Origin of the sequence: Caenibius tardaugens NBRC 16725 (genome assembly GCF_003860345.1) — a bacterium.
Taxonomy (GTDB): Bacteria; Pseudomonadota; Alphaproteobacteria; order Sphingomonadales; family Sphingomonadaceae; genus Caenibius; species Caenibius tardaugens.
The window spans coordinates 3,998,181-4,018,729 of the sequence record NZ_CP034179.1 but is presented as its reverse complement, the minus strand read 5'-3'; the positions used below and the strand labels follow the sequence as shown (position 1 = coordinate 4,018,729).

The window sequence follows — 20,549 nt, the reverse complement described above, 5'->3', positions numbered from 1 at the left end:
GCGGTCTGCCCGCCACAGCCAGCAAGGCTGCCGGGACATGCGCGAGGCGGGAGCGACGCCGCAGGCCCCCAGCGGCGTCGCTCCCAACCCGGTCAGTGCGGCTATTGCGGTTGCGGGCTGCGCGTCGCCCCTCCCCCTCGCGCATCGCAGCGCGGTAGCCGTACTGACCACCTTTGAAGGGCAAGCGGTGTTCCGCCTGATCCTGTCCGATGGTCGGGACCTGAAGCTGGGCCATCTCTTCCGTCTGCGCAAGGGATCGCGCCTTCACGCGCCCCTGAGGGCACTGTCATGAGGGGGGCTGGCATCATGCTCGCCGGCGCCGCGCTGCTGCTGCCCGCGATCCTGCATGCGCAGACCGTGGAGGATCGCGCCCGCGCCGCCGCCCAGGCTTCACGCACCAAGACCAGCGACAGCGACACGCTGCTCAAGAACTATGTGACACCCGGGATGAGCGGTCAGCCGGTCACGACCGTCGATGGAACCAAGAGCTTCACCCCGACGCTCGCCTGCCAGAAGACGGCAAACCTCTTGGAAGTGCTGATCCAGCCCAATGGCACCGGCGACATCGGCATGGTCCGCATCAGCCGCGACAAGGACATGAACGGCAGTTTCGACAGCGTGACAACGCTCCCGGTTCCCGTGTCGGGCATCTGCGCCAATGGCGTGATCTCCTGTGCGCCGGGCAGCTGGAACCAGTGCCATTCGTTCCGCTGGGATCTCGACGCCGACAAGAACCTCAAGCTGACCGAGGTCGATATGCCCCAACTCTCGGCATGCTACTGCGTCAACAACAGCTGCGGCGCCAATCTGGTCTTCGCCAACCTCGCCTCGGTGCTCAAGGATCTGGGCGGCGGCATGGTCGGCGCGCTCACCACCGCCGATCCCCGGATCGGCGTCGCCGAAGCGAAGATCAACGGACCCATCATCGACTATGTCGGCGCGCAGACCACGGCCTGCACCGGCAATCCCGCGATCGGTCAGACCACCTATCGCGCCAATCCGGCGGCGATCCAGGGCGATGCCTTTGCCCTGTCCTCGACCAATCCGGTTTTCCAGGCTCTCAGCCAATCGTCCGCCGGGGCCGGCAAGGCGCAGCAGCTGCGCGCCTGCACGATCACCCGCGAGGTGACGCTCAAGCAATTCCAGGCAGATGACATCATCGCGCGCACGTCGGGCGGCTACGCGACCAACGTCACGCCGCCGGGCGGGTATCCAGTCGGCTGGGACCCATTCAGCGGTGATCCATTCGTCAGCGATCCCTACACCGGCATCGATTTTCTGATGGGTTCGCCCAACGACAATACACTCTACGGCGGCGGCTGCGGGTTCTTCGATTTTCGGATGACGCTCCATGTCGAGGAGCCCGACCGGATCATATCAGCCACCCTGCCGATGTTCTTTACCGACGACTGGGGGCAGCTCCGCATCGACGGCACGCTGGTCGCCTATGGCCCGGGGGCCTGGACCGGACCCGGCTATCCGCCCGGGCGCTGTGAAACCGGCCGCACCAACTATTTCTGGCCCAACATCGACCTCAAGCCCTGGCTCACCAAGGGCGACCACGAGATCTGGCTGCATGTCGCAGTCGGGGACCATGGAGAAGCCTTCGCGCAGGTCCATGCCGAGGTCGACACCAGCTGCACCACCACCGAACAGCTCGTCGACCTGTGCTCAGGCTATGCTGCCGATCCCAAATGCCATCTCTCCGAGGAACAGGTCGATGGCGTCGCAACCTTCCGGGGCGGCGTCGCGACCGGCCTCAAACCCCTGCCCCAGACCCGCCTGTTCGGCAATGCCAGCTGTACGCTTTCGCTGACCCGCCCCTTCTTCGAGCGCGACCGCACCTATGCCTGCACGACCGACAGAGCGGGCCTGCCCGAGCCGGATTTGAGCCGCGGGGCCTATATCATCGATCATTCGACCGAGACGCTGCTCGCCGACCGGACCAAGGCGAGCGATGGCACTGTCACGACCTCGACCCGTGCCTTTTCGCTTCCCGCCCAGGCGCCGGTGGCGGCCTGCGAGGCCGTCTGCAAGACCCGCGCGCCCAAGGCCAATAGTGCCGCGACGCCGGCCGGCGTGGTCGCCAGCCAGCAGAACAACCCCACCGGCTTCGACACCTTCTACCATGTCTGCGACGCGGCCAATGTCTGCCCGGCGGGGCCGGGCGAGGAAGTGGTCAGCGCCTGCGGCTGTCTCGACGATTTTCCGGAAGCCGTGGTGATGATGCAGACGGTGCGTCTTGGCGGCGCCGACATGACCTGCACGAGCAATAGGCCATGAAGCGGCCATCCCTCCTCTTCGCGCTGCTGCTCGGCGCCGCACCGCTTGCCACCATCCCCGCCCCGGCCTTCGCCGCGCAGATGTGCGCGGCCGATCTCAACGGCAATGGCGACGCCAGCGATCCCGGTGAAACCGCGACCTGCCTCCCCATGCAGAACGGCAGCGTCCAGTGCCCGCTCCAGGCGGCCCTCTGCACGGTCAACGCCCCCGGCGTCTATGCCTGCCCGCTTGGGGCCCAATATCCTTGCGCGGCGCCGGCCAGCGGCGGAGCGCCGACCTGTTCGCCCAATGCCTGCCAGGATACCGCCGCCACCCCGATCGTCGAGGAACCACCGCTCAATGATCCCGGGGTGCCCGCCGACGGCGCAGTCGATGCCAACGGCAATTGCACCGCGAACATCGAGATATTTTCAGGCCGCGCGATGCGTTGCCGTCCCCCGGGCCTGTTCACCACCTTCAGCAATTGCTGCAAGGACAAGGGCAAGATCGTCAAGGACGGCATGGGCTCGTCGATCGGCTCGATCGGCACCAAGATCGCGGTCGCCAAGGGCGTGCTCAGCGGCATGAAGGCGGCCTATGTCGCATTCAAAGCCGGGGCGACCGCCAGCGAGGCGGCGAGCGCCGGCGCCCACGCGATCATCGCCGGGATCGATCCGACCTCAATCGCGATCAGCCTTGCCATCAACTTCATGATCGAGGTGCTGCTGCAGGGCTGCGATCAGGAAGATATGGAAACCGGCATGCTGCGCGGCTCGGGCATGTGCCACGAGGTCGGCAGCTATTGCACCGCCAAGTTCCTTGGCATCTGCCTCCAGAAGGCCAAGGGCCATTGCTGCTTCAACACCAAGCTCGGCCGCATCATCCAGGAACAGGGCCGGCCCCAGCTCAAGAGCTTCAACGCCGTTGGCTGGGGCACACCCAAGGCACCCTACTGCCGGGGGCTCACGCCCGACGAGTTCCAGGCGCTCGATTTCTCGAAGATGGATCTGTCCGAATATTATTCGGACATCGAGGCGCGCACTCAGGGCCAGATCCAGGTCGATATGAAGGACAAGATCGATGCCTATATGCAAGTCCTCGGCAAATAGGATGCGCACGCCATCCCACTTGGCCGTCCGGCGCGGGGCGTTGGCCCTGGGGCTGATTATCGCCTCGCTGTCCGCGATGCAGGCTCCAGCACTGGCGCAGGAGCCGAGCCAGGCGTCGAACCAGACACCGAGCCAGAATCCGTCGGCCAATGCGCGCGAGAAGGTCCAGCAGGAAGGCGATGGCGCGCTCGAACGCCTGCGCCAAGCCGTGGCCGCACAGAAGGAACATGCCACCGTATCCGGCCCTGCGGCGCTACCGGCAATCCCCGAGCCGGTCCGGCGCCGCGCGTTCGAGGCCATGCACGCCCACACGCCGTCGCCGGCGATGGATGCGCGGGCGCGCTCTGCGCTCGATGCCGGCAAGGCGGCTTTCGCCGCCCAGCGCGATGCCATGGCGCGGCGGCTTAACCAGGCGCTCGGGCTGGAGGCTCCCGATATGGCGGCACTCGCGCGGGCGGCCGCGCCCAAGCCGGCGGACAATTGGGTACCGGTGCTGTTCGTATCCTCCTCGATGCCGATCACGACGCTGCGTGCCTATGCGCTCCAGCTCGAAAAGGCGCGCGGCGTGATGGCGTTCCGCGGAATGCCGGGCGGTCTCACCCATGTCGCGCCGATGGCCAGGCTCTCGGCCGAGATTCTCCGGCTCGATCCCGGCTGCGAAGGTCCGGCCTGCGCGATGCGCGATGTCCAGCTCATCGTCGATCCGATCGTCTTTCGACAGCACGGCATTGCCCAGGTTCCCGCGCTCGCCATGATCCCGGGCGATCCAACCCAGCCCTATTGCGAGCGCGGCGAGGATGCGTCCGCCCCCGCTACGCTCCCCAAATTGGCCGGTAGAATCGTCTATGGCGACGCCGCGCTGTCGGGAATGCTCGAAGAATATGCCCGCCTCGGCGGCAAGGAGGAGGTCCGCGATGCTCAGTCTCGCCTGGAAAGCCGCTAAGGCGCTGTGGCCCCGGATCAAGCTGCTCCCCTTGCGCGCCGCTGTCGCGCTCGGCAGCGCCGGTCTCGGACAGCCGCCACGGCCCGAGCAACTTTTGAGGGCCTGGTGCATCGTGCTGCCGATCGGTTACCTCACCTGGTGGGCGATCCCGCAGGTGACCTGGGTGATGAGCCCGTCGATCTCCGCATGGGCGGTGCGCGCAGCGCCGGGGGTGATCCACAAGGGCGATCTCGTCTCGTTCATGCTCTCGCACCCGCTGGCCGGCCCGAGCCCGGTGCCCGTCACCAAATATGCACTGTGCATGCCCGGCGATCGGCTCGCCATGATCGAGAAGCCCTCAATGACGCCGGGCGTTCCTGGCGGCGAGGGAGATGGCTACTACTATTGCAACGGACATCTCCTGGGTGTGAGCAAGCCGATCGGCCGGGGCGGCCAGCGCCTCGCGCATTTCCACCCCCAGGGCACGGTCATTCCTGCGGGCTTCATCTATGTCGGATCGAGCCACCCCAATGGGTTCGACAGCCGTTACTATGGGCCTGTCGCGATTCCCCGCCTGACCCGGATGGAGCGGGTGCTGTGACGCGGCGTTCTGTCCGCATCGTGGCAGCCGCCCTGCTGGCCTGCGCAGTCGCAGGTGCCGCGCAGGCGCAAAGCCCCGGCGATCCCGGACCAAAGGCCGGCTATTGGTGGTATCAGGCGCCGTCCAAGCCGGCGGCAGAACAAACCGCCGAGCCCGATCCGCTGGTCAAACCGGCGATCCCGCCGATGGCGGAACTCGCGACCTGGACCCCGCCCCGGATCCGCAAGCTGATCGAAGAGCAGCGCGACTATGCCGCGACGGTGCTCACCATTGATGCTGTCGCGGATTTCTGGCGACTGGAGGATTTTGCCCGGCGCAAGGCCCGCGCCTTTGCTGGCGTGACCCAGATCGCCATGCTGCAACATCCCGAACTCAATTCCAAATCCGCCAACCCGATGGTCGGCGACGCGCGCGACCAGATGGCGGCGGGCAAGGACATGATCCGCCGCCAATATCTGCGCGCCCATGCCCAGGAATTTGCCCTGGTGATGTTTTCGCGCAGCACCTGCGGCTATTGCCGGGTCGAGTGGCCGATCATCCAGCGCTTCCAGGACGAGATGGGCTGGCAGGTCACGCTGATGGATCTCGACCGCAGGCCCGATCTCGGCACCCGCTTCGGCGTCGAGGTGACGCCCACCACCATGATCATACGCCGGAATAGCCAGCAGCGCATGGTGATCGCCGCCGGGGTCGAAGCCTATCCCAACCTCGCGCAAATGGCCTACCAGGCGGTCAAGCTGCTTACCGGTGACATCCGGCCCGAACAGTTCATGACCGGGGCCGGCGAGGAAAATACCTTCTTCGACGCGCTGAGCAACGGGCCGGTGTCGGCAACCGATCCGCGGGTGATCGGCGGTGATCTGGTGGCGACTGGACTGGGGCCGAAGCCATGATTCGGCGGTTGCGACTGCCTGCCGCGTTCGCGCTCGCGGCTGCCGCCGTCCTGCCGGGCGTCGCGGCATGGGCGCGACCCGTCACCCGTGAAGAGGCGATGCGCGCGGCGATCCATCCGGTCGCCAGCAATCCCGACATGCAGGCATGGCTCGCGCGCGTGCCGGTGACGCGCGAGTTCCCGCCTGATTTTGCCGCGAGCCTGCGCGGGCAAGGTCCAGCCTTCATCGTCGAGATGTCGTCGGCGCCCGGCTGTCTGCCCTGCGCCGATCTCTGGAGCAAGCTGAATAGCCTGGCCCGCCAATATGGCTGGCACGTCGCCGTGCTCGACAGTCAGGAGGCGATGCTCCGGTCGGGACGACTTGGGCTCCCCTGGGTCGGCCACCCGGTCGCCTGGGTTCGTGCCATCGATGATTCGAACCGTGTCGTGCCGGTTGCGATCGGCACCGATCATGCCCCCAATCTCGCGCGCAACCTCTATCTCGCGGCCAAGATGCTGACCGGCGTCCGCGCCGATGTCGGTGTGCGGGCGTTGTCGAAATTCACCGGGATCGTGGGGCTAGCGCCTCGCCCGGCAAACAAAACGGAAAGGAACTGATCATGGCGGGCCAGTTCCTTCTCCCTTCCCCTCACCTGCAAGGAAGCCCGCCATGCGCCCGGTCAAAGCCCGCCTGATCACTCTTGCCTGCGCTGGTCTCGCAGCCTGCGGGACAACCGCTCCCGCCCATGCCCAGAGCTGGGCGGAAAGCTGGTTCGACAATGTCACCTATACTTCGCCAGGCTCATTCCAGGACCAGACCCGCGGCTATGTGACGGCGGGCGGCATGTCGGGCCGGGTCGATGTCCATAACGACTATCTGATGAGCCTCAGCCTGCCCAAGGTGAAAGCCGGCTGCGGCGGCATCGACATGTTCCTCGGCGGCATGTCGTTCCTCGATCCCGACTATCTCGTCCAGAAATTGGAGAGCATCCTTCAGGCCGCGCCCGCCGTCGCCTTCCAGTATCTCCTCGAAACCTTGGACGAGAAGATGGGCAACATCATCTCGAAGATGGAGGCGGCGACCAATTTCCTCAACTCGATCCAGGTCAACGATTGCCGTCTTGCCAACCGCATGGTCCAGATCGCCAAGGGCGACGACAACATGTCCGGCATCATCGAGGAGATGACCGGCTACAAGTCGGTCAAGGCAGGCTTCGCCAAGAGCTACCAGCAGTCCCGCGAAAAGATTCAGGCCAACCAGAACAATCCGACCGAGGATCTGCGCGACGCGCTCGCCAACTGCCCGGCCGAGGTGACCGACATCTTCCGCACCGGCTCGCTGCTTGCCCACGCCGCGACGCGCGTCGGCGCGGGCGACTGGGCAAACGTGATGCGGGCCCGGGTCGGCGATGTCTACATGCGCTGGGACCCGACCGACAAGGTGCCGCTGTTTTCCGCGATCCCCGCCTGCCCGCGCCAGGATACCGAAAGCTCGGACGATTTCCTGACCGGCAAGGTCCAGCGCCGCGCGCTCAATATCCCGGCTACCGGCGCCGACTGCTCGACAGATAACGGCAAGGGCGCGCTCGAACTCGCCCGCGACCGGATGCAGTCGATCGCAACCAAGATCCGCACCCGCGCCGCGCTCACCGCCGAAGAAAAGCAGTTCGTCGCCAATGTCCGCACGCTGCCGGTCTACCGCATGCTCGAGTGGGGCGTCCGGCAAGGCGTGCCCGATTCAGTGATCGGCGATACCGACGAGCTGGTGGCGCTGACGCTCGCCTATCAGATGCTCAACGACCTCACCCGCTCGATCGACTTCGCCATCGGCAATGCCGAGCGCGGCGCAAGCGCGGCGGGCGCGGCCGATGCCGGCAACGCCAATGTCTGTCAGACCCGCATCCTGACCAAGGGCATCGAGCAGTTGCGCGACCTGCGAGAGGAGGTGCTGCGCCAGCGTGCGCAGATGCGCCAGAGCTATCTCGCAGCACTAGGCGCCGCCAATCTCTCGGCCAACTATGCCGGGCTGCTGCGCCAGCGCGACCATGACGCCCGCGATGCCCAGGGCACCGCCGCCAACCCGAATCACTGAACCGGAAAGACCCGCCATGCGTCTTCGCTTGCGTTCGCTCCTCGCCCTTCCGCTTGGCCTTGTCGCCGCGCCCGCATGGGCCGTGGATACCAGTTTTCACACCTATGACGGCTTTGCCGAGACAGTCGACGCCTTCCGTCTGGTCTCCATGATCTTTGCCGATCACCGCTACGAAACGCTGGTGCTGATCATCGCGGTGGTCGGCATGTCATTGGGGGCAATACTCGCCGTCATTCGCGGCCAGGGCATGGGGATCGTCGCGTTCGGTTTCCAGATGCTGGTTGGGATCGGCCTGTTCACCGGCCTCGTCGCCACGACCGGCACCGTCCATGTCTATGACCGGGTACGCAATGCCTATCAGCCGGTCGGCGGCGTGCCCAACCTGCTCGTACTGGTTGCGGGCGTCACCAATCTCATGGAGCGCTCGCTCGCCGAGATCATCGACGACAATACGCTCGATCCCAATGCCAAGCTGGAATTTGGCGCGGGCGGCCACAGCTTCGACCTGTTTTTGAACGCCGTCTCCCCGCGCGGACCGATGACCGACACCTTCCTCGACGCGACGATCAAGGACTATGTCCGGCAATGTTATCCGGTGGCGCGGGTCTCACCGGCCTACGGTGTCGATGACGACCAACTCTTCCGCACCAGCACCGACCTGCCCGCCTCCTTTGCCGCGATGGCCGGGCCGGCGACCTTCAGCACGGTCTATACCGCTGCCAACAAGGGCGGCGCCACGGTCAGTTGCCAGGAGGCCTGGGACAGCATCCAGTCGCGTCTGTCCGATCCGACCCTGTTCGACGGCTATACGACCCAGGTCTGCCAGCGCACCGGCTATGACGTGACCAATGCCTCGCAGCTCTCGCGTTGCCGCTCGCATCTTGGAGAAATGGGCCAGATGATGATGGGAACCCCGCTCTCGCTCCAGGCCTTCATGACCGACATATTGCTCGGCAATACCGTCGGCGATGTCCTGTTCGAGGACAGTCCCGCATCAGCCGCACGCGTCATGGCGAACCGCGCGATCATCTCGAACGGGCTTGCCACCATGTCGGTCGCCAATGAATGGATGCCGACGATCCGTGCTACCGTCTTCGGCATCATGCTGTTCATGGTGCCGATCGCGCTGCTGTTCATCCTGACCCCGATCAACCTGCGCGTGGCGAGTTTCGCGCTGGGGCTGTTCGTGTTCGTGGCATTGTGGGGCGTGATCGATGCCGGCATCTACCAGTTGACGCTCGGCCGGGCGATGGACGTACTCTCCGAGATGCGATCGAATTCTGTGGCGGCCAATGCCTGGATGCTGGCGCCCTCCTCGGCGATGAAGGCGCTCGCCATCTTCGGCAGCTTCCGCACGGCGGCGGCGGGCCTTGCCGGGGCCTTCGTGTTCACCGTGTTCCGCTTCTCGGGCAATGTCTTTTCCAGCTTCACCGGCGGGGCGCTTCAGGAGCAGGGTCAGGGCGTTGCCGCCGCCGCGCCATTGGCGACCCGCGAAGGCTATGCCTCGGCGCTCGAATCCCAGGCCTCGGCCGCCGGCACGCTTGCAAGGCGCAGCGCGGCCACCAGCTTCGGCGATTTTGGCGAGCGGTCCTCATTCGGGACCAATCGGGCATTCGGAGCGGCGGGCGCGGTCATCGGCGAACAGGGCGGCGGCGCGCCCGGCATCCCGGCGTTCGGTCTGGGCGCGACCGATGCTGCGCGCGAACTGGGCGGGCTCTCTCCAGCGCTGAATGGCCGCGATCTGAGCGACCCGGCGACGGCAAAGGCGGTGCGCGCCAATGCAATGACCTCGGCGATCCATAACTTTGCCGAGAAGGATGCGCTCAGGTCGCTTGGCACGACCTATTTTGGGCAGGGCCAGGCCGGCGAGCGGGCCTTTGCCTCGTTCGCGCAGAACATGGTGCAGTGGAAGGCGTTCGGCGACGAGCGCGCCTACGGGATGATGTTGCAGGGCGCCGCCCGGCATTTTGAGCGGAATGGCTATTCGCCGCAGGATGCCCAGCTCAAGGCATCGGGCGTGATCGGCGATGCGGCGGCCGACCCGACCTTCGCCAAGCTTACCGCCAACGCCTTCGATCAGGAAGCAATGCTCAGGAACGATCTGACTGGTGCCCAGATTCAGGTCGGCGCGATGGAAGGGCGGCGGGACTATGCCGGTGATCGGGTCGCCCAAGTCGAGCGCGGCAATGTCGCGACCGAGCAGGCCTGGCGCACCGGCGGCAACGAGGGTCAGCGGGGTGCCGCCGCAATGCTCGGTCTCTCGGTCGGCGAGACCAGCAGGCGGGTTTCGTTCATCAATGCGCTGTCGGGCGAAGCGCGCTCTTCGGCCATCACCCAGCTTTCCCGCGCGACCGGTCGAAACGAGGCTCAGGTGATGCACGCCCTGGAAACCTACAACGCCGCGACCCAGCTTGGCACCGCCGACGGCGCCACAGCCGAAACGGCGCGTGAAGGCTCCAGCGTCTATGGACGGACCCGCGAGACAGCACGCTACGACGTGGCCGAACGGGCCGGCAAGCTCGACGCCCAGCGCGAGGTCGGAACTGGCGGGACGCGCAGCGCCGCCCGCATCGGCGAGGAACGGCGCCAGTCGGAGAACTTTGGCTTTGCCCAAGGCGCGGCCGCTGCCGGCACCTCGACGCGGGAGGCCGCCCGTCTCGACAGCTTCATCCAGGCACTGAGCCGAACCGCCGGGAACCAGGTCGATATGGCTGAGGGCGGTGCCGGCGGGATCGCCGATCGCGCCCGCAACGACCGCTTGACCGGCATCGTCGACAAGGAGCGGCTGACCCGGATGCAGGGCCTGCTGCGCGAGCATGGCATCAACATGACCAGGCGCCAGATCGCCATGGATCAGAACGGCGATTTCAACCTCAACCTGACGCCGGAGACCGCCGCCCAGATGTGGAAAGGTGGGCTGATCAACGAAAGCCAGCTCGGAGCTGTCGCCAATGGCGGTTCCGCGCGGTTCAGTTTTGCCCATAACGATCTGCTGGTTTCGAGCAGCACGAATTCTCAAAGGTCGGCGCGCAACGACACCAGCACCCGCTTCGAGGCCGGCAAGCAGGCCGGTCCCGATACGGTCGAGCATTTCTTGGGCGGTGGTGCGGAAGGTCATGCGGCCATGGCCAACTGGCTCAGGGGCGGATTTGAGATGGACCGCAAGGGCGACTGGCGGCTGAAGCCGCAGGTTGCCGACACGCTGCAGCGCGATGTCCAGGCGATCATGGCGCAGACGGGATGGACGAGGAGCATCGACCGGCTGGCTCAAGATCAGACATCCATGGGAACCGATGTCGGTGCGTCTATATCTGCGTCGGTCAGCCGCGCCGGTCCTGGCAAGGCAGGTACCAATGCAGGAAAGCAATCTGGCAGTTCTGTTGCTGGCGGCGCTGGAGCGAACCTGGGCTTCGAAAGCTCTGATCGGGGAACGACCTCGGAAACAGCCAATGCGAATATCGATATCGTCAATTACGATGTGCGAGAGGCAATTGCCGCCGCTGAACGCGCCGCTGCTCGATCACACGACCCAGCTGAAGCCTTCTCGCGCGAACTTGGCCAGCAGGTTCTTGGACAGCGCGGTCTTCGTAACCGCTATCTCGAACAGGCGGATTCCGGTCGCGGCACAGCGGATATCACCGGCCCGCTGACGTCGATCGAACAATCGTCCCTGCTGCGAAGCGGAAACTTCTCGACCGATCTCGAACATGGCCCGCAGGACGGAGACCCGACCTTCAAAGAACGTCGAGACAAATGATCCGATCAGCGATGGCGGTTGAAATGTCGCCTATGCAACGCGCCTGAACGTGGATCGAGCGGATCAGAATAGGGATCCCGCATCCCGCCGACCGAGCGCTTGGGGAACATCTGCTCGTGCGTCGGCTCGACGAACTCCCAATCGCTCCACTCGAACCATTCCCGCGCATATCCCAAACCGAGCACCATCAGCGCCAGCGGCGGGAAGAAGGCGATGTTGAGGAAACCGGCTAGCGTGCTGGTGTAGAATTCGTCCAGGGCGGGTGAATAGAATGAATCAACCATGCCCGCCCAATAGATCGCAATCCCAGCCCACCAGGACTTTGCGTACCATGGACGCCACAGCCAGGCGGACGCACGCGGACGTGGCTGCGTCTGAACGGTCTCGTCGTCCCTCAATGCCTCGCCTGGTTCGATAACCGGGTCCATAGCCGGATCCTTTCCGGGGTAAGCTATAGCACCAACATCGAAGAGAGGGAATCTGGCGGCGAGGGCTGTCTCGAAGAATTCCTGTCCCATGGCGCGCCTCCGGTCTTCATCTTCGATTTCCTCCTCCTCTCCACGCCTACCTCCCGAATGGGAGCGTAGAAGCTCCTCATAAATGTGCGTTCAAGAGCATTATATATGCCATATAAGGCACTCAAGGGCACATATCTTGACATTTTACAAATTTGCCAATATAGCCTTGAAAGCAGATAATCGACCTTTAGAGGCCCTTGAACGATCATGCCTGCTCGCAACGCCCTTTCTGCGGCGCCGCCCCATGCGATCCTGTCGGCCCTCGCTCACCTAGGCGAGGATCTACGCACGGCACGGCTTCGCCGGAACCTCACAATAGACGAGGTCGCCGCGAAGATCGGATCAGGCCGACGTGCCGTGGCCGATGCCGAGCGTGGCAAGGCGACGACGTCGATGGCCGTCTATGCGGCCCTGTTGTGGAGTTACGACCTTCTTGGCGGCATGGAGCGCTTGGCCGATCCATCGCTGGATCAGGAAGGCTTGATTCTCGCGCGCTCGAAGCAGCGGTCACGGGCACGCCCGAGCCAGGGACTGAGCAATGACTTCTGAAGCCAGGGATGGTGAGTGCTATGTCTACATCACTCTTCCCGGTTCGACAGAGCCCGTCACCGCTGGCCGTTTCCAGATGCAGACCGATCGCGCCGGTACTGTGATCGGCCGGTTCGTCTATGGGCGGAGTTATCTCGCGCGCCCCAATGCGGTGGAATTCGATCCGGTCGAGCTCAAGCTTGGTGCAAAAACCTATGAAACGGCAGGCTTACGGGGCGTTTTTGGCGCGCTGCGCGATGCCGGTCCCGACTATTGGGGGCGGCGTGTCATCGAGAAGCATGCAGGCAAGGCCGAGCTGAGCGAACTCGACTATCTACTCCATTCCGCCGATGACCGTGCGGGTGCGCTTGGTTTCGGGTTCAACCAACAGCCCCCTGCCCCCAGACGTAACTTCAATCAGACCGTTGCGTTGGAAAAACTGCAACGGATCGCGGATGCCATTGTCGCGGACGAAGAATTGCCCGTTGATGCCGAAGCCGAACAAATTCAGGAATTGCTGCTCGTCGGAACATCAATGGGTGGTGCTCGCCCCAAAGCCGTCGTCGAAGACCATGACGCATTATGGGTCGCGAAATTCAACCGCGCGGACGATCGCTGGAACAGCGCGCGCGTCGAGCATGCGATGTTGAGGCTGGCGGGGGCCTGCGGCATCGATGTCGCGCAGAGCAAGGTGGTGGTTGCCGGAGGACGCGACGTCCTGATGGTCCGCCGCTTCGACCGAGACAAGACCGAAGACGGGTATCAGCGCGCGCGCATGGTAAGCGCCTTGACCCTGCTCCGGACGGAAGACAGCCACAGGGATCGAGATCGCTGGTCCTATGTTCTTCTTGCGGAAGAACTCAGGCGGGCATCGGCGGACCCGAAGCATGACGCGCCAGAGCTGTTCCGGCGAATGTGCTATAATGCGTTGATCTCGAACTCCGACGATCATCCGCGCAACCATGCCCTCCTTGCCCGAGACCAGGATTGGCGGTTGTCGCCGGCCTATGACCTCACACCGACGACGCCCATTAGCCTGGAACGGCGCGATCTTGCGCTGACGATCGGTGACGCTGGCCGTATCGCAACTGCGGCGAATCTCTGTTCACAAAGCCAGAGATTCCTTTTGCCCCATGCACAAGCCGAGGCAATCGTCCACGACATGGAGCAATGTGTCAGTCAGCGCTGGTACGAGATTGCCCGATCCGGAGGCGTCAGCGAGAAAGACTGCGGCCTCATTGCAGGTGCGTTCTGCTACCCGGGGTTTCGTGATTGAATAGGCTGTGACGCTATTTCAAAGCCAACGGCAGTCCAGCGGCAACGAAAACAACACCATCGGCAGCTTGGGCTAAGGCTTGGTTCATCCGGCCAGCGATATCGCGAAAGCGCCTAGCCAGTGCGTTGTCGGGCACAATGCCCAGCCCCACTTCGTTTGCGACCAGGATGACCGGTCCGCCTGCCATCGCCACGGCGCGTATCAGAGCCTGCGTGGCAGCCTCCACATCCTGTTCCGCCAGTAGCAGGTTGGATGCCCAAAGCGTCAGGCAGTCCACAAGCACCACCGTGTCGGGCCAGCTAAATGCCGAAATCGCTTTCGCCAGCTCCAGCGGGGCCTCAACGGTTGACCAGCGTGGGCCGCGCTCGCCACGGTGCAAGGCGATCCGTTCGCGCATTTCCTCGTCGAAGGCCTGGGCCGTCGCCAGATAGACGAGCGCACCGGGCAAGGCTTCGGCGCGATGTTGTGCATAGTGGCTCTTACCCGAACGCGCACCGCCCAGCACCAGCAGGCTACTCATACCCTCTCTCCCGCCCCAGCGTTTGTCTTTGCCAACGCCACCAGCGCGTCAATGTCGAGATGCTCCTCCAGCGCGGATGCGATCTCGTTCAGCGCTGCGTCGACCGAGGAACCATAGTCCGCGCGCCCGGCTTCGACATTGATGCGCGACAGCAGCGCGCGGCGCAGTTCGGCGTCGGCTAGAAGACCGTGGACGTAGGAGCCGAACACCGTTCCCGCCGCATTGATCGCGCCATCGCAGCGACCATCAGAGAACAGGGCGAAAGGCCGCGCGGTATCCGGTCCACCGGTCTGGCCTATATGCATTTCATAGCCCTGGAAAGGCGCCCCCATCGCCGTGCCGCTGACCGGGCGCAGCGCCTTGTGCGCGTGCAGGGTCGTTTCGACATCGAGCAGGCCAAGCCCGCTAGCCTTACTCGGCGGCCCTTCCAGCCCATCCGGATCGGCGATGCTGCGCCCAAGCATCTGGTAGCCACCGCAAAGCCCAAGGATCAGTCCCCCGCGCCGGTGATGCGCCAGAATGTCGATGTCCCAGCCTTCACGGCACAGCGCCGCCAGATCGGCGATTGTCGCCTTCGATCCAGGCAGGATGATCAGGGCCGCCTCCGTCGGGATCGGCTGGCCGGGCGCGACCATCAGCAATTCGACCTCATCTTCCAGTTTCAGCGGATCGAGATCGTCGAAATTGGAGATGCGCGGCAGGATCGGGCAGGCGATCAGCTTGGCATTCCTCGTCCGCGCCTTGCAGCGCTCCAACACCACGGCATCCTCGCTGGGCAACCGCGCTGTTGCTCCGAGCCACGGCACGACACCGAAACCACGCCAGCCCGACAGGCTCTCGATCTGGGCGTAGCCATCGGTGAACAGCGCGGGATCGCCCCGGAACTTGTTGATGATGAAGCCCTGGATCATCGCCGCGTCGGCCGGGTCGATGATCGTCTTCGTGCCGACGATGGCGGCAATCACCCCGCCACGATCGATATCGCCCACCAGCACCACCGGCACACCCGCCGCGCGCGCAAAGCCCATGTTGGCGATGTCACCAGCGCGTAGATTGATTTCCGCCGGGGAGCCGGCGCCCTCGACCACGACGATATCGCAGGCCTTGCGCAGCCGGTGATAGCTGGCCATCACCTCGCCAAGCAGGCTGCCGCGCGCCTGCCGGAAATTGCCCGCGCCCTGGGTTCCGCGTACCTGGCCGTGGACGATCAGTTGCGAGGTGCGGTCGGCCTGCGGTTTCAGCAGCACCGGGTTCATGTCGGTATGTGGTTCAACCCCGCAGGCGATCGCCTGCAAGGCCTGCGCCCGCCCGATCTCGCCGCCATCGCTGGTGACCGCCGCATTGTTCGACATGTTCTGCGGCTTGAACGGCAGGACCTTGAGGCCGCGCCTCACCAGAGCACGGCACAGCCCGGCCACCAGCACCGATTTGCCCACGTCGGAACCCGTCCCCTGCAACATCAGAGCACCCATGCCGCACCCCCTGCAATGATCCACAAACCCAAACAGGCGCGCAGGAAGACATTGAGCGCGCGCCGGATATCCCCTGGCTCGGCGGCGCGCGCGCCCTCGCCGATCCACGGTTTTTGCGAAACAACGCCGTCGTAGGCGAGCGGCCCCGCCAGGCGCAGCCCCAGCACACCGGCCATCGCCGCCTCTGGCCAGCCCGCATTGGGCGAAGCGTGGTTGGAGGCATCGCGCCATAAGATCCGCCATCCGCCCGGACCGATCAGGCAAACCAGCAGCCCGGCGAGGCGCGCCGGGACGAAATTCATCACATCGTCGGTGCGCGCCGCCGCCCAGCCGAAAGCCCGCCAGCGCTCCTCGCGGTGGCCGATCATGCTGTCGGCGGTGTTGATCGCCTTGTAGGCCCAGATGCCGGGCAGGCCCAGGACGAGCAGCCAGAACAGCGGCGCCACCACCCCGTCGCAAAAACTCTCGGCCAGGCTTTCGATCGCCGCGCGCGAGACGCCCGCTTCGTCGAGCGCCGCCGTATCGCGCCCCACGATCATGCCAACGGCTTTGCGCGCGCCGGGCATGTCCCGCCGCTCCAGCGCCTGGGCCACGGCACGGACATGACTGTAAAGGCTGCGCTGCGCGAGGCCCGGCCAGGCGAACAACGCCGCCAGCGGCCAGCCAAGCAGCCGCTGCAACAGCCAGCCGCCGCCACCGCCAACCCCCAGCAGGATCAGCACGGTGCCCACCCCCGCCACGCGCCGCCACGCATCGGCACGCGCGTGGTCGTTCCACGCCGCTTCCGCCCGGTCGATCACCCACGCGAAAAGCCCGACCGGATGGCCGATTCGGCGATACACCGCCAGGGGCCAGCCCATCGCGGCATCAAGCGCCAGGGCGAGCAAAGCGGTCGGCTCAGCCATCGCCCCCCCAATCGTTGGCCAATGCCTGATCGAGGCGATCGAGCGCCTGCCGATTGGCGGGAAGGCCCAGACGCAGCCAGCGGGGGTTATAGTCGAACGGCCGCGTCAGGATCGCGCGGGCAGCAAGATGTTCGAACAGCGCGGCGGCATCGCGCGTCTCAATCAGCCGGAACAGCGCACAGGCACCCGCGGCCCTGAAACCCCGCCGGCCCAGAACTGCGTCGAGCGCGGCGGCCCGTTCGGACAGGGATTGGCGCATGGCTGCGATCCACGCCGTATCCCGATAGGCCGCCGTGCCGATGGCCAGCGCCGCCGCCGAGAGTGGCCAGGCACCGAGGCGCTGGCGATAGCGCGCGATCAGCGGACGCGGCCCCAGCACGAAACCCAGCCGCACCCCAGCCAGCCCAAAGAATTTGCCGAAGGAGCGGAAGATGACCAGCCGCCGCCCGTCTTCGACATGAGCGGCGAGGCTGATTTCGGGAGAGGCATCGGCAAAGGCCTCGTCCACCACCAGCCACGACGGATGATGCTGGCGCGCCGTCAGCCAGCCAAGCAGTGTGGCGGGGGGATGATCCGCCCGTCGGGGTTGTTCGGGTTGGCCACGATGAGGCTCGCGTCTTGCAGGCCCGCCAGATCGGACAGGTCTGCGGCGCGGCTGCCGGGTATCATCTCGCCGTGGGTGCGATAGCTGGGCCAGGCATGGATGGCCGGCCCCGGCAGATTGTCGCCCAGCAGGCGCAGACCGATTTCGGTGCCGGGAACAGCGCAGACATGGGCGGGATCGGTGCCGAAACAGGAGGCTGCGGCGGCCTCCAGATCGGCGAGCGCACCGGTATCGGGAAGGGCCCGCCAATCCATCGTCAGTTGGTCAACGCCGGGCCAGGCATCCGGGTTGATGCCGGTTGAAAGGTCGATCCAGTCGCCGGGGCCGAAATGTGCCCGCGCCTCGGCCAGCTTGCCCCCGTGAAAGCGGAAACCGGTCATCGCCCGTGCCCTCCGGCGGCGGACACGACCAGCGCCAACAAGAGCGCGGTTTCGATCACTTCGATGCCCGCGCCATGCCCGTCGCCGGATATTCCGCCGATCGTCCGGCGCACCCGCCAGCCCCACCCCAGCACGAGCAGCGGCGTGACCAGCAGCGCCGGCACCCACCATGATGCCGTGACCAGCGCGGCGGCCCACGCCAGCAGGATCGCCGGGCCGATGGCGGAGCGGAAGCGCGCCGCCAGCCCCTGATGCAGCGGCTCCAGCCACCAGTTCCAGACCAGCGGGCCGATGCGCGCGGCAAAAGGCACCAGCATCAGGCCGGCGAACGCCCGCGCCTCGACCAGCAGGCCCAGCAGCACCAGCTTGGCGATCAGTTGCAGCACGATCGCGACAACGCCGAAACTGCCGACATGCGGATCGGCAAGGACGGCCAGCACCCTTTCGCGATCTTTGTGCGCGGCCCCGCTGGCATCGGCCAGATCGCCCAGCCCGTCGAGATGCAGCGCGCCGGTCACCCCCACCCAGACGATCAGCGCGGCCAGGGCACCCAGCCGAGGATCGAGGTGCGCCCCCGCCCAGGCCGCCCCCGCGACCAGCGCGCCGATCACCACGCCCACGGCGGGAAACCAGTGCATCGACCGCGCGAACGCGCCGCCATCGGCCGCCACCGCCGGGGTTGGCAGGCGTGTCAGGAATTGCAGGGCGATGATGAAGCCCTTCATGGATAGAGCCTCGCGATCTGCGCCGCGGGCTGTTGGCCCGCCCCATCGCCGGGCCAGACCCGCAGCGACAGCACGCAGCCATAGGGCAGGTCCAGTGCCCAGGTTTGGCGCTGGCCAAATCCGCACAACACCGCCAGCGCCGCCCGCATCGCTCCGCCATGGGTAACCACCAAAGTCGGCCGTACAGCCAGGCTGCCAATGGCCGAACCGACACGGCGGACCAGCGTCGACCAGGTTTCCGCTTCTGGCGGCGCGTAGGCATCCGGGTCGTCCCAGAACCGCGCCAAAGCCGCCCCATCGACGTCACCCGGCGCCAACCCGTCCCATGTGCCAAAGTCCAGTTCGCGCCAGCGCGGGTCGATAGACAACGGCACGCCGGTTTCGCTTGCGATCGCTTCGCCCGCCAGCCGCGCCCGGGACAGGTCGGAGGCGATCAGCACCTCCGCGCCCAAATCCCGCCCCTGATCGACACAGGCCGATAGCCCTGCGGGGGTGGGCGTGGCATCGGTGGCGCCGATCAGCCGGCCCGCGCCTTCCGGCTCGCCATGCCGCAGCAGGTGGAGCGCGAAGCTGCTTGCCCCGTTCACAGCGCGCCTGCCACCCCGGCCTCGGCGAAGGTGGCCATGCCGTTGTGGGCCGCCAGCGCGGCACGGATCACCGATACGGCGACGGCTGCCCCGCTGCCTTCGCCCAGCCGCATGCCCAGCGACAGCAATGGGTCAAGGCCGAGATGGCCGAGCAGCCGGATATGCCCTGGTTCGGCCGAGCAATGCCCCGCGAGGCAATGATCGGTGATCGCCGGAACGGCGGCCGCCAGCGGAGCGATCGCCGCGCAGGTGATAAATCCGTCTAGCACCACCGGCACGCGTTGTTGGCGGGCGGCCAGCACCGCGCCGGCAATCGCGGCGATCTCCCGCCCGCCCAGCCGGCGCAGGGCTTCGAACGGCGTCGACGGCGCATTGCCATGCAGCGCCAGGGCTTGCTCGACCACGGCGACCTTGCGCGCGATCCCGTCGGAATCGACCCCGGTTCCAGGGCCGACCCAATCGCCTGCCGCGCCCCCGAAGGCGCGGGCGCACAGTGCGGCGGCGGCCGTGGTGTTGCCGATGCCCATTTCACCCACCACCAGCAGGTCCAGCCCCGGTTCGACCACCGAGGCGCCGGCATCGAGCGCGGCCAGGCATTCGGCTTCGTCCATTGCCGGGCTGGTGGTGAAGTCCGCGGTGGGCCGGTCAAGATCAAGTGCCACCACCCGCAGATCGAGGCCCGAGGAGTCCGCCAACGCGTTGATCGCCGCGCCACCGGCGGAAAAATTGGCGACCATCGCCTGCGTCACGCTGGCGGGGAAGGCGCTGACACCGTGCACGACAAAGCCGTGATTGCCGGCGAAAATCGCGGCGCGCCGCTGCCCCAGCGCCGGCCTCGCCGTACCCTGCCAGCCGGCGAGGAACACGGCGATGTCCTCCAGCCGGCCCAGCGATCCGGGCGGCTTGGTCAGATCGTTCTGCCGCGCGCGTGCGGCATCGCGGGCCACGCCATCGGCCATGGGCAAATCGGCAAGGGCCGCATCGAAGGCGGCGCGGGTGGCAAAGCCGCTCATTGCGCGACAAAGCCCGGTGGCGGGGTGCGGGTGATGAAATGCCCCTTCACCCCCTGCGGCCAATCCTTGAACGGCACGCGGCCATGTTCGCTGGCGGCATAATGCACGGCATAATCGAGCAGCGCGGTGGCCGCCTCCTCGCCGGGCACGAACCGGCCTAACACATAGCCGACCTTGTCGGGCGCGCGCAGATGCACGGTGCAGAATTCGGTGCAGGCGAACAGGCACGGCATCTCCTGCACGGCGATCCCGGTATAGCGCGGATCGCTCGCCTGCGCATGGCGCAAGGCCTCGACCATGCGCTGGCCACCGCGCTGGCCAGCCTCATCCTCGCGGGCGTCGCCGCTATGGCGACAGGTGTTGCAGGCGACGATGGCCGGGCCATCCTCCACGGCGGTCAGCATGGG

At 66.0% G+C, this 20,549-nt stretch carries 19 protein-coding genes and 1 pseudogene; 11 read left to right on the top strand and 9 right to left on the bottom strand.

The window, feature by feature from the left end:
* Window positions 1-37 precede the first annotated feature (37 nt).
* The 9 genes from EGO55_RS18955 to EGO55_RS18915 are packed head-to-tail and all read left to right on the top strand — an operon-like array spanning window position 38 to window position 11,614.
* The gene (locus EGO55_RS18955) at window positions 38-292 is read left to right on the top strand and encodes a hypothetical protein (protein WP_021690553.1); all 255 of its coding nucleotides are present in this window, start codon (window positions 38-40) and stop codon (window positions 290-292) included.
* Window positions 293-306: 14 nt separating this feature from the next.
* On the top strand, window positions 307-2,283 hold the full coding sequence (locus tag EGO55_RS18950; RefSeq protein ID WP_021690554.1) for a hypothetical protein: 1,977 nt from the start codon (window positions 307-309) through the stop codon (window positions 2,281-2,283).
* Window positions 2,280-3,371, top strand: a complete 1,092-nt coding sequence (traN, locus tag EGO55_RS18945) for a conjugal transfer protein TraN (RefSeq protein WP_021690555.1) — start codon at window positions 2,280-2,282, stop codon at window positions 3,369-3,371. Before EGO55_RS18950 ends, traN begins: the two co-directional genes overlap by 4 nt.
* A gap of 40 nt (window positions 3,372-3,411) precedes the next feature.
* Window positions 3,412-4,314, top strand: a complete 903-nt coding sequence (locus EGO55_RS18940; RefSeq protein WP_210766579.1) for a type-F conjugative transfer system pilin assembly protein TrbC — start codon at window positions 3,412-3,414, stop codon at window positions 4,312-4,314.
* Complete coding sequence (locus EGO55_RS18935) at window positions 4,286-4,894, top strand: S26 family signal peptidase (protein ID WP_021690557.1); 609 nt, start codon at window positions 4,286-4,288, stop codon at window positions 4,892-4,894. Before EGO55_RS18940 ends, EGO55_RS18935 begins: the two co-directional genes overlap by 29 nt.
* Before the next feature lie 17 nt (window positions 4,895-4,911).
* Window positions 4,912-5,787 carry a conjugal transfer protein TraF gene (locus EGO55_RS18930; RefSeq protein ID WP_040716161.1) on the top strand — a complete coding sequence of 292 codons (876 nt, stop codon included), beginning with the start codon at window positions 4,912-4,914 and terminating at the stop codon, window positions 5,785-5,787.
* A complete protein-coding gene (locus EGO55_RS18925) occupies window positions 5,784-6,383 on the top strand; it encodes a hypothetical protein (protein ID WP_021690559.1) in 600 nt (199 codons plus the stop codon). The genes EGO55_RS18930 and EGO55_RS18925 overlap by 4 nt, the downstream gene beginning before the upstream one ends.
* A gap of 52 nt (window positions 6,384-6,435) precedes the next feature.
* The gene (locus EGO55_RS18920; RefSeq protein WP_021690560.1) at window positions 6,436-7,857 is read left to right on the top strand and encodes a conjugal transfer protein TraH; all 1,422 of its coding nucleotides are present in this window, start codon (window positions 6,436-6,438) and stop codon (window positions 7,855-7,857) included.
* 16 nt (window positions 7,858-7,873) lie between these two features.
* Window positions 7,874-11,614, top strand: coding sequence for a conjugal transfer protein TraG N-terminal domain-containing protein (locus EGO55_RS18915; protein WP_021690561.1), 3,741 nt, complete (start codon window positions 7,874-7,876; stop codon window positions 11,612-11,614).
* A gap of 5 nt (window positions 11,615-11,619) precedes the next feature.
* Here EGO55_RS18915 and EGO55_RS18910 read toward each other — a convergent pair whose 3' ends face one another.
* Window positions 11,620-12,132: a hypothetical protein gene (locus EGO55_RS18910; protein ID WP_021690562.1), complete on the bottom strand. Its 513-nt coding sequence runs from the start codon at window positions 12,130-12,132 to the stop codon at window positions 11,620-11,622.
* A 207-nt stretch (window positions 12,133-12,339) separates the two neighbouring features.
* On the opposite strand from EGO55_RS18910, the gene EGO55_RS18905 reads away from it, so the two are divergent.
* Window positions 12,340-12,681 carry a helix-turn-helix domain-containing protein gene (locus EGO55_RS18905; RefSeq protein ID WP_021690563.1) on the top strand — a complete coding sequence of 114 codons (342 nt, stop codon included), beginning with the start codon at window positions 12,340-12,342 and terminating at the stop codon, window positions 12,679-12,681.
* A complete protein-coding gene (locus EGO55_RS18900) occupies window positions 12,671-13,936 on the top strand; it encodes a type II toxin-antitoxin system HipA family toxin (RefSeq protein WP_021690564.1) in 1,266 nt (421 codons plus the stop codon). The genes EGO55_RS18905 and EGO55_RS18900 overlap by 11 nt, the downstream gene beginning before the upstream one ends.
* A gap of 13 nt (window positions 13,937-13,949) precedes the next feature.
* On the opposite strand, the gene cobU is transcribed toward EGO55_RS18900, so the two are convergent.
* The 8 genes and pseudogenes from cobU to EGO55_RS18860 form a co-directional block, all read right to left on the bottom strand.
* Window positions 13,950-14,456, bottom strand: a complete 507-nt coding sequence (cobU, locus tag EGO55_RS18895) for a bifunctional adenosylcobinamide kinase/adenosylcobinamide-phosphate guanylyltransferase (protein WP_021690565.1) — start codon at window positions 14,454-14,456, stop codon at window positions 13,950-13,952.
* The gene (locus EGO55_RS18890; protein WP_021690566.1) at window positions 14,453-15,928 is read right to left on the bottom strand and encodes a cobyric acid synthase; all 1,476 of its coding nucleotides are present in this window, start codon (window positions 15,926-15,928) and stop codon (window positions 14,453-14,455) included. Before EGO55_RS18890 ends, cobU begins: the two co-directional genes overlap by 4 nt.
* The gene (gene cbiB / locus EGO55_RS18885; RefSeq protein WP_021690567.1) at window positions 15,916-16,833 is read right to left on the bottom strand and encodes an adenosylcobinamide-phosphate synthase CbiB; all 918 of its coding nucleotides are present in this window, start codon (window positions 16,831-16,833) and stop codon (window positions 15,916-15,918) included. The genes EGO55_RS18890 and cbiB overlap by 13 nt, the downstream gene beginning before the upstream one ends.
* Window positions 16,826-17,817: pseudogene (locus EGO55_RS21555) on the bottom strand (threonine-phosphate decarboxylase). The gene cbiB and the pseudogene EGO55_RS21555 overlap by 8 nt, the downstream one beginning before the upstream one ends.
* Window positions 17,814-18,542, bottom strand: a complete 729-nt coding sequence (locus EGO55_RS18875; RefSeq protein ID WP_021690569.1) for an adenosylcobinamide-GDP ribazoletransferase — start codon at window positions 18,540-18,542, stop codon at window positions 17,814-17,816. Before EGO55_RS18875 ends, EGO55_RS21555 begins: the two are co-directional and overlap by 4 nt.
* A complete protein-coding gene (locus EGO55_RS18870; protein ID WP_021690570.1) occupies window positions 18,539-19,129 on the bottom strand; it encodes a histidine phosphatase family protein in 591 nt (196 codons plus the stop codon). The genes EGO55_RS18875 and EGO55_RS18870 overlap by 4 nt, the downstream gene beginning before the upstream one ends.
* Window positions 19,126-20,142 (bottom strand): nicotinate-nucleotide--dimethylbenzimidazole phosphoribosyltransferase, encoded by a 1,017-nt coding sequence (cobT, locus tag EGO55_RS18865; protein ID WP_021690571.1) that lies wholly within the window; start codon window positions 20,140-20,142, stop codon window positions 19,126-19,128. Before cobT ends, EGO55_RS18870 begins: the two co-directional genes overlap by 4 nt.
* Complete coding sequence (locus tag EGO55_RS18860; RefSeq protein ID WP_021690572.1) at window positions 20,139-20,546, bottom strand: DUF1636 domain-containing protein; 408 nt, start codon at window positions 20,544-20,546, stop codon at window positions 20,139-20,141. Before EGO55_RS18860 ends, cobT begins: the two co-directional genes overlap by 4 nt.
* Window positions 20,547-20,549: the final 3 nt, after the last annotated feature.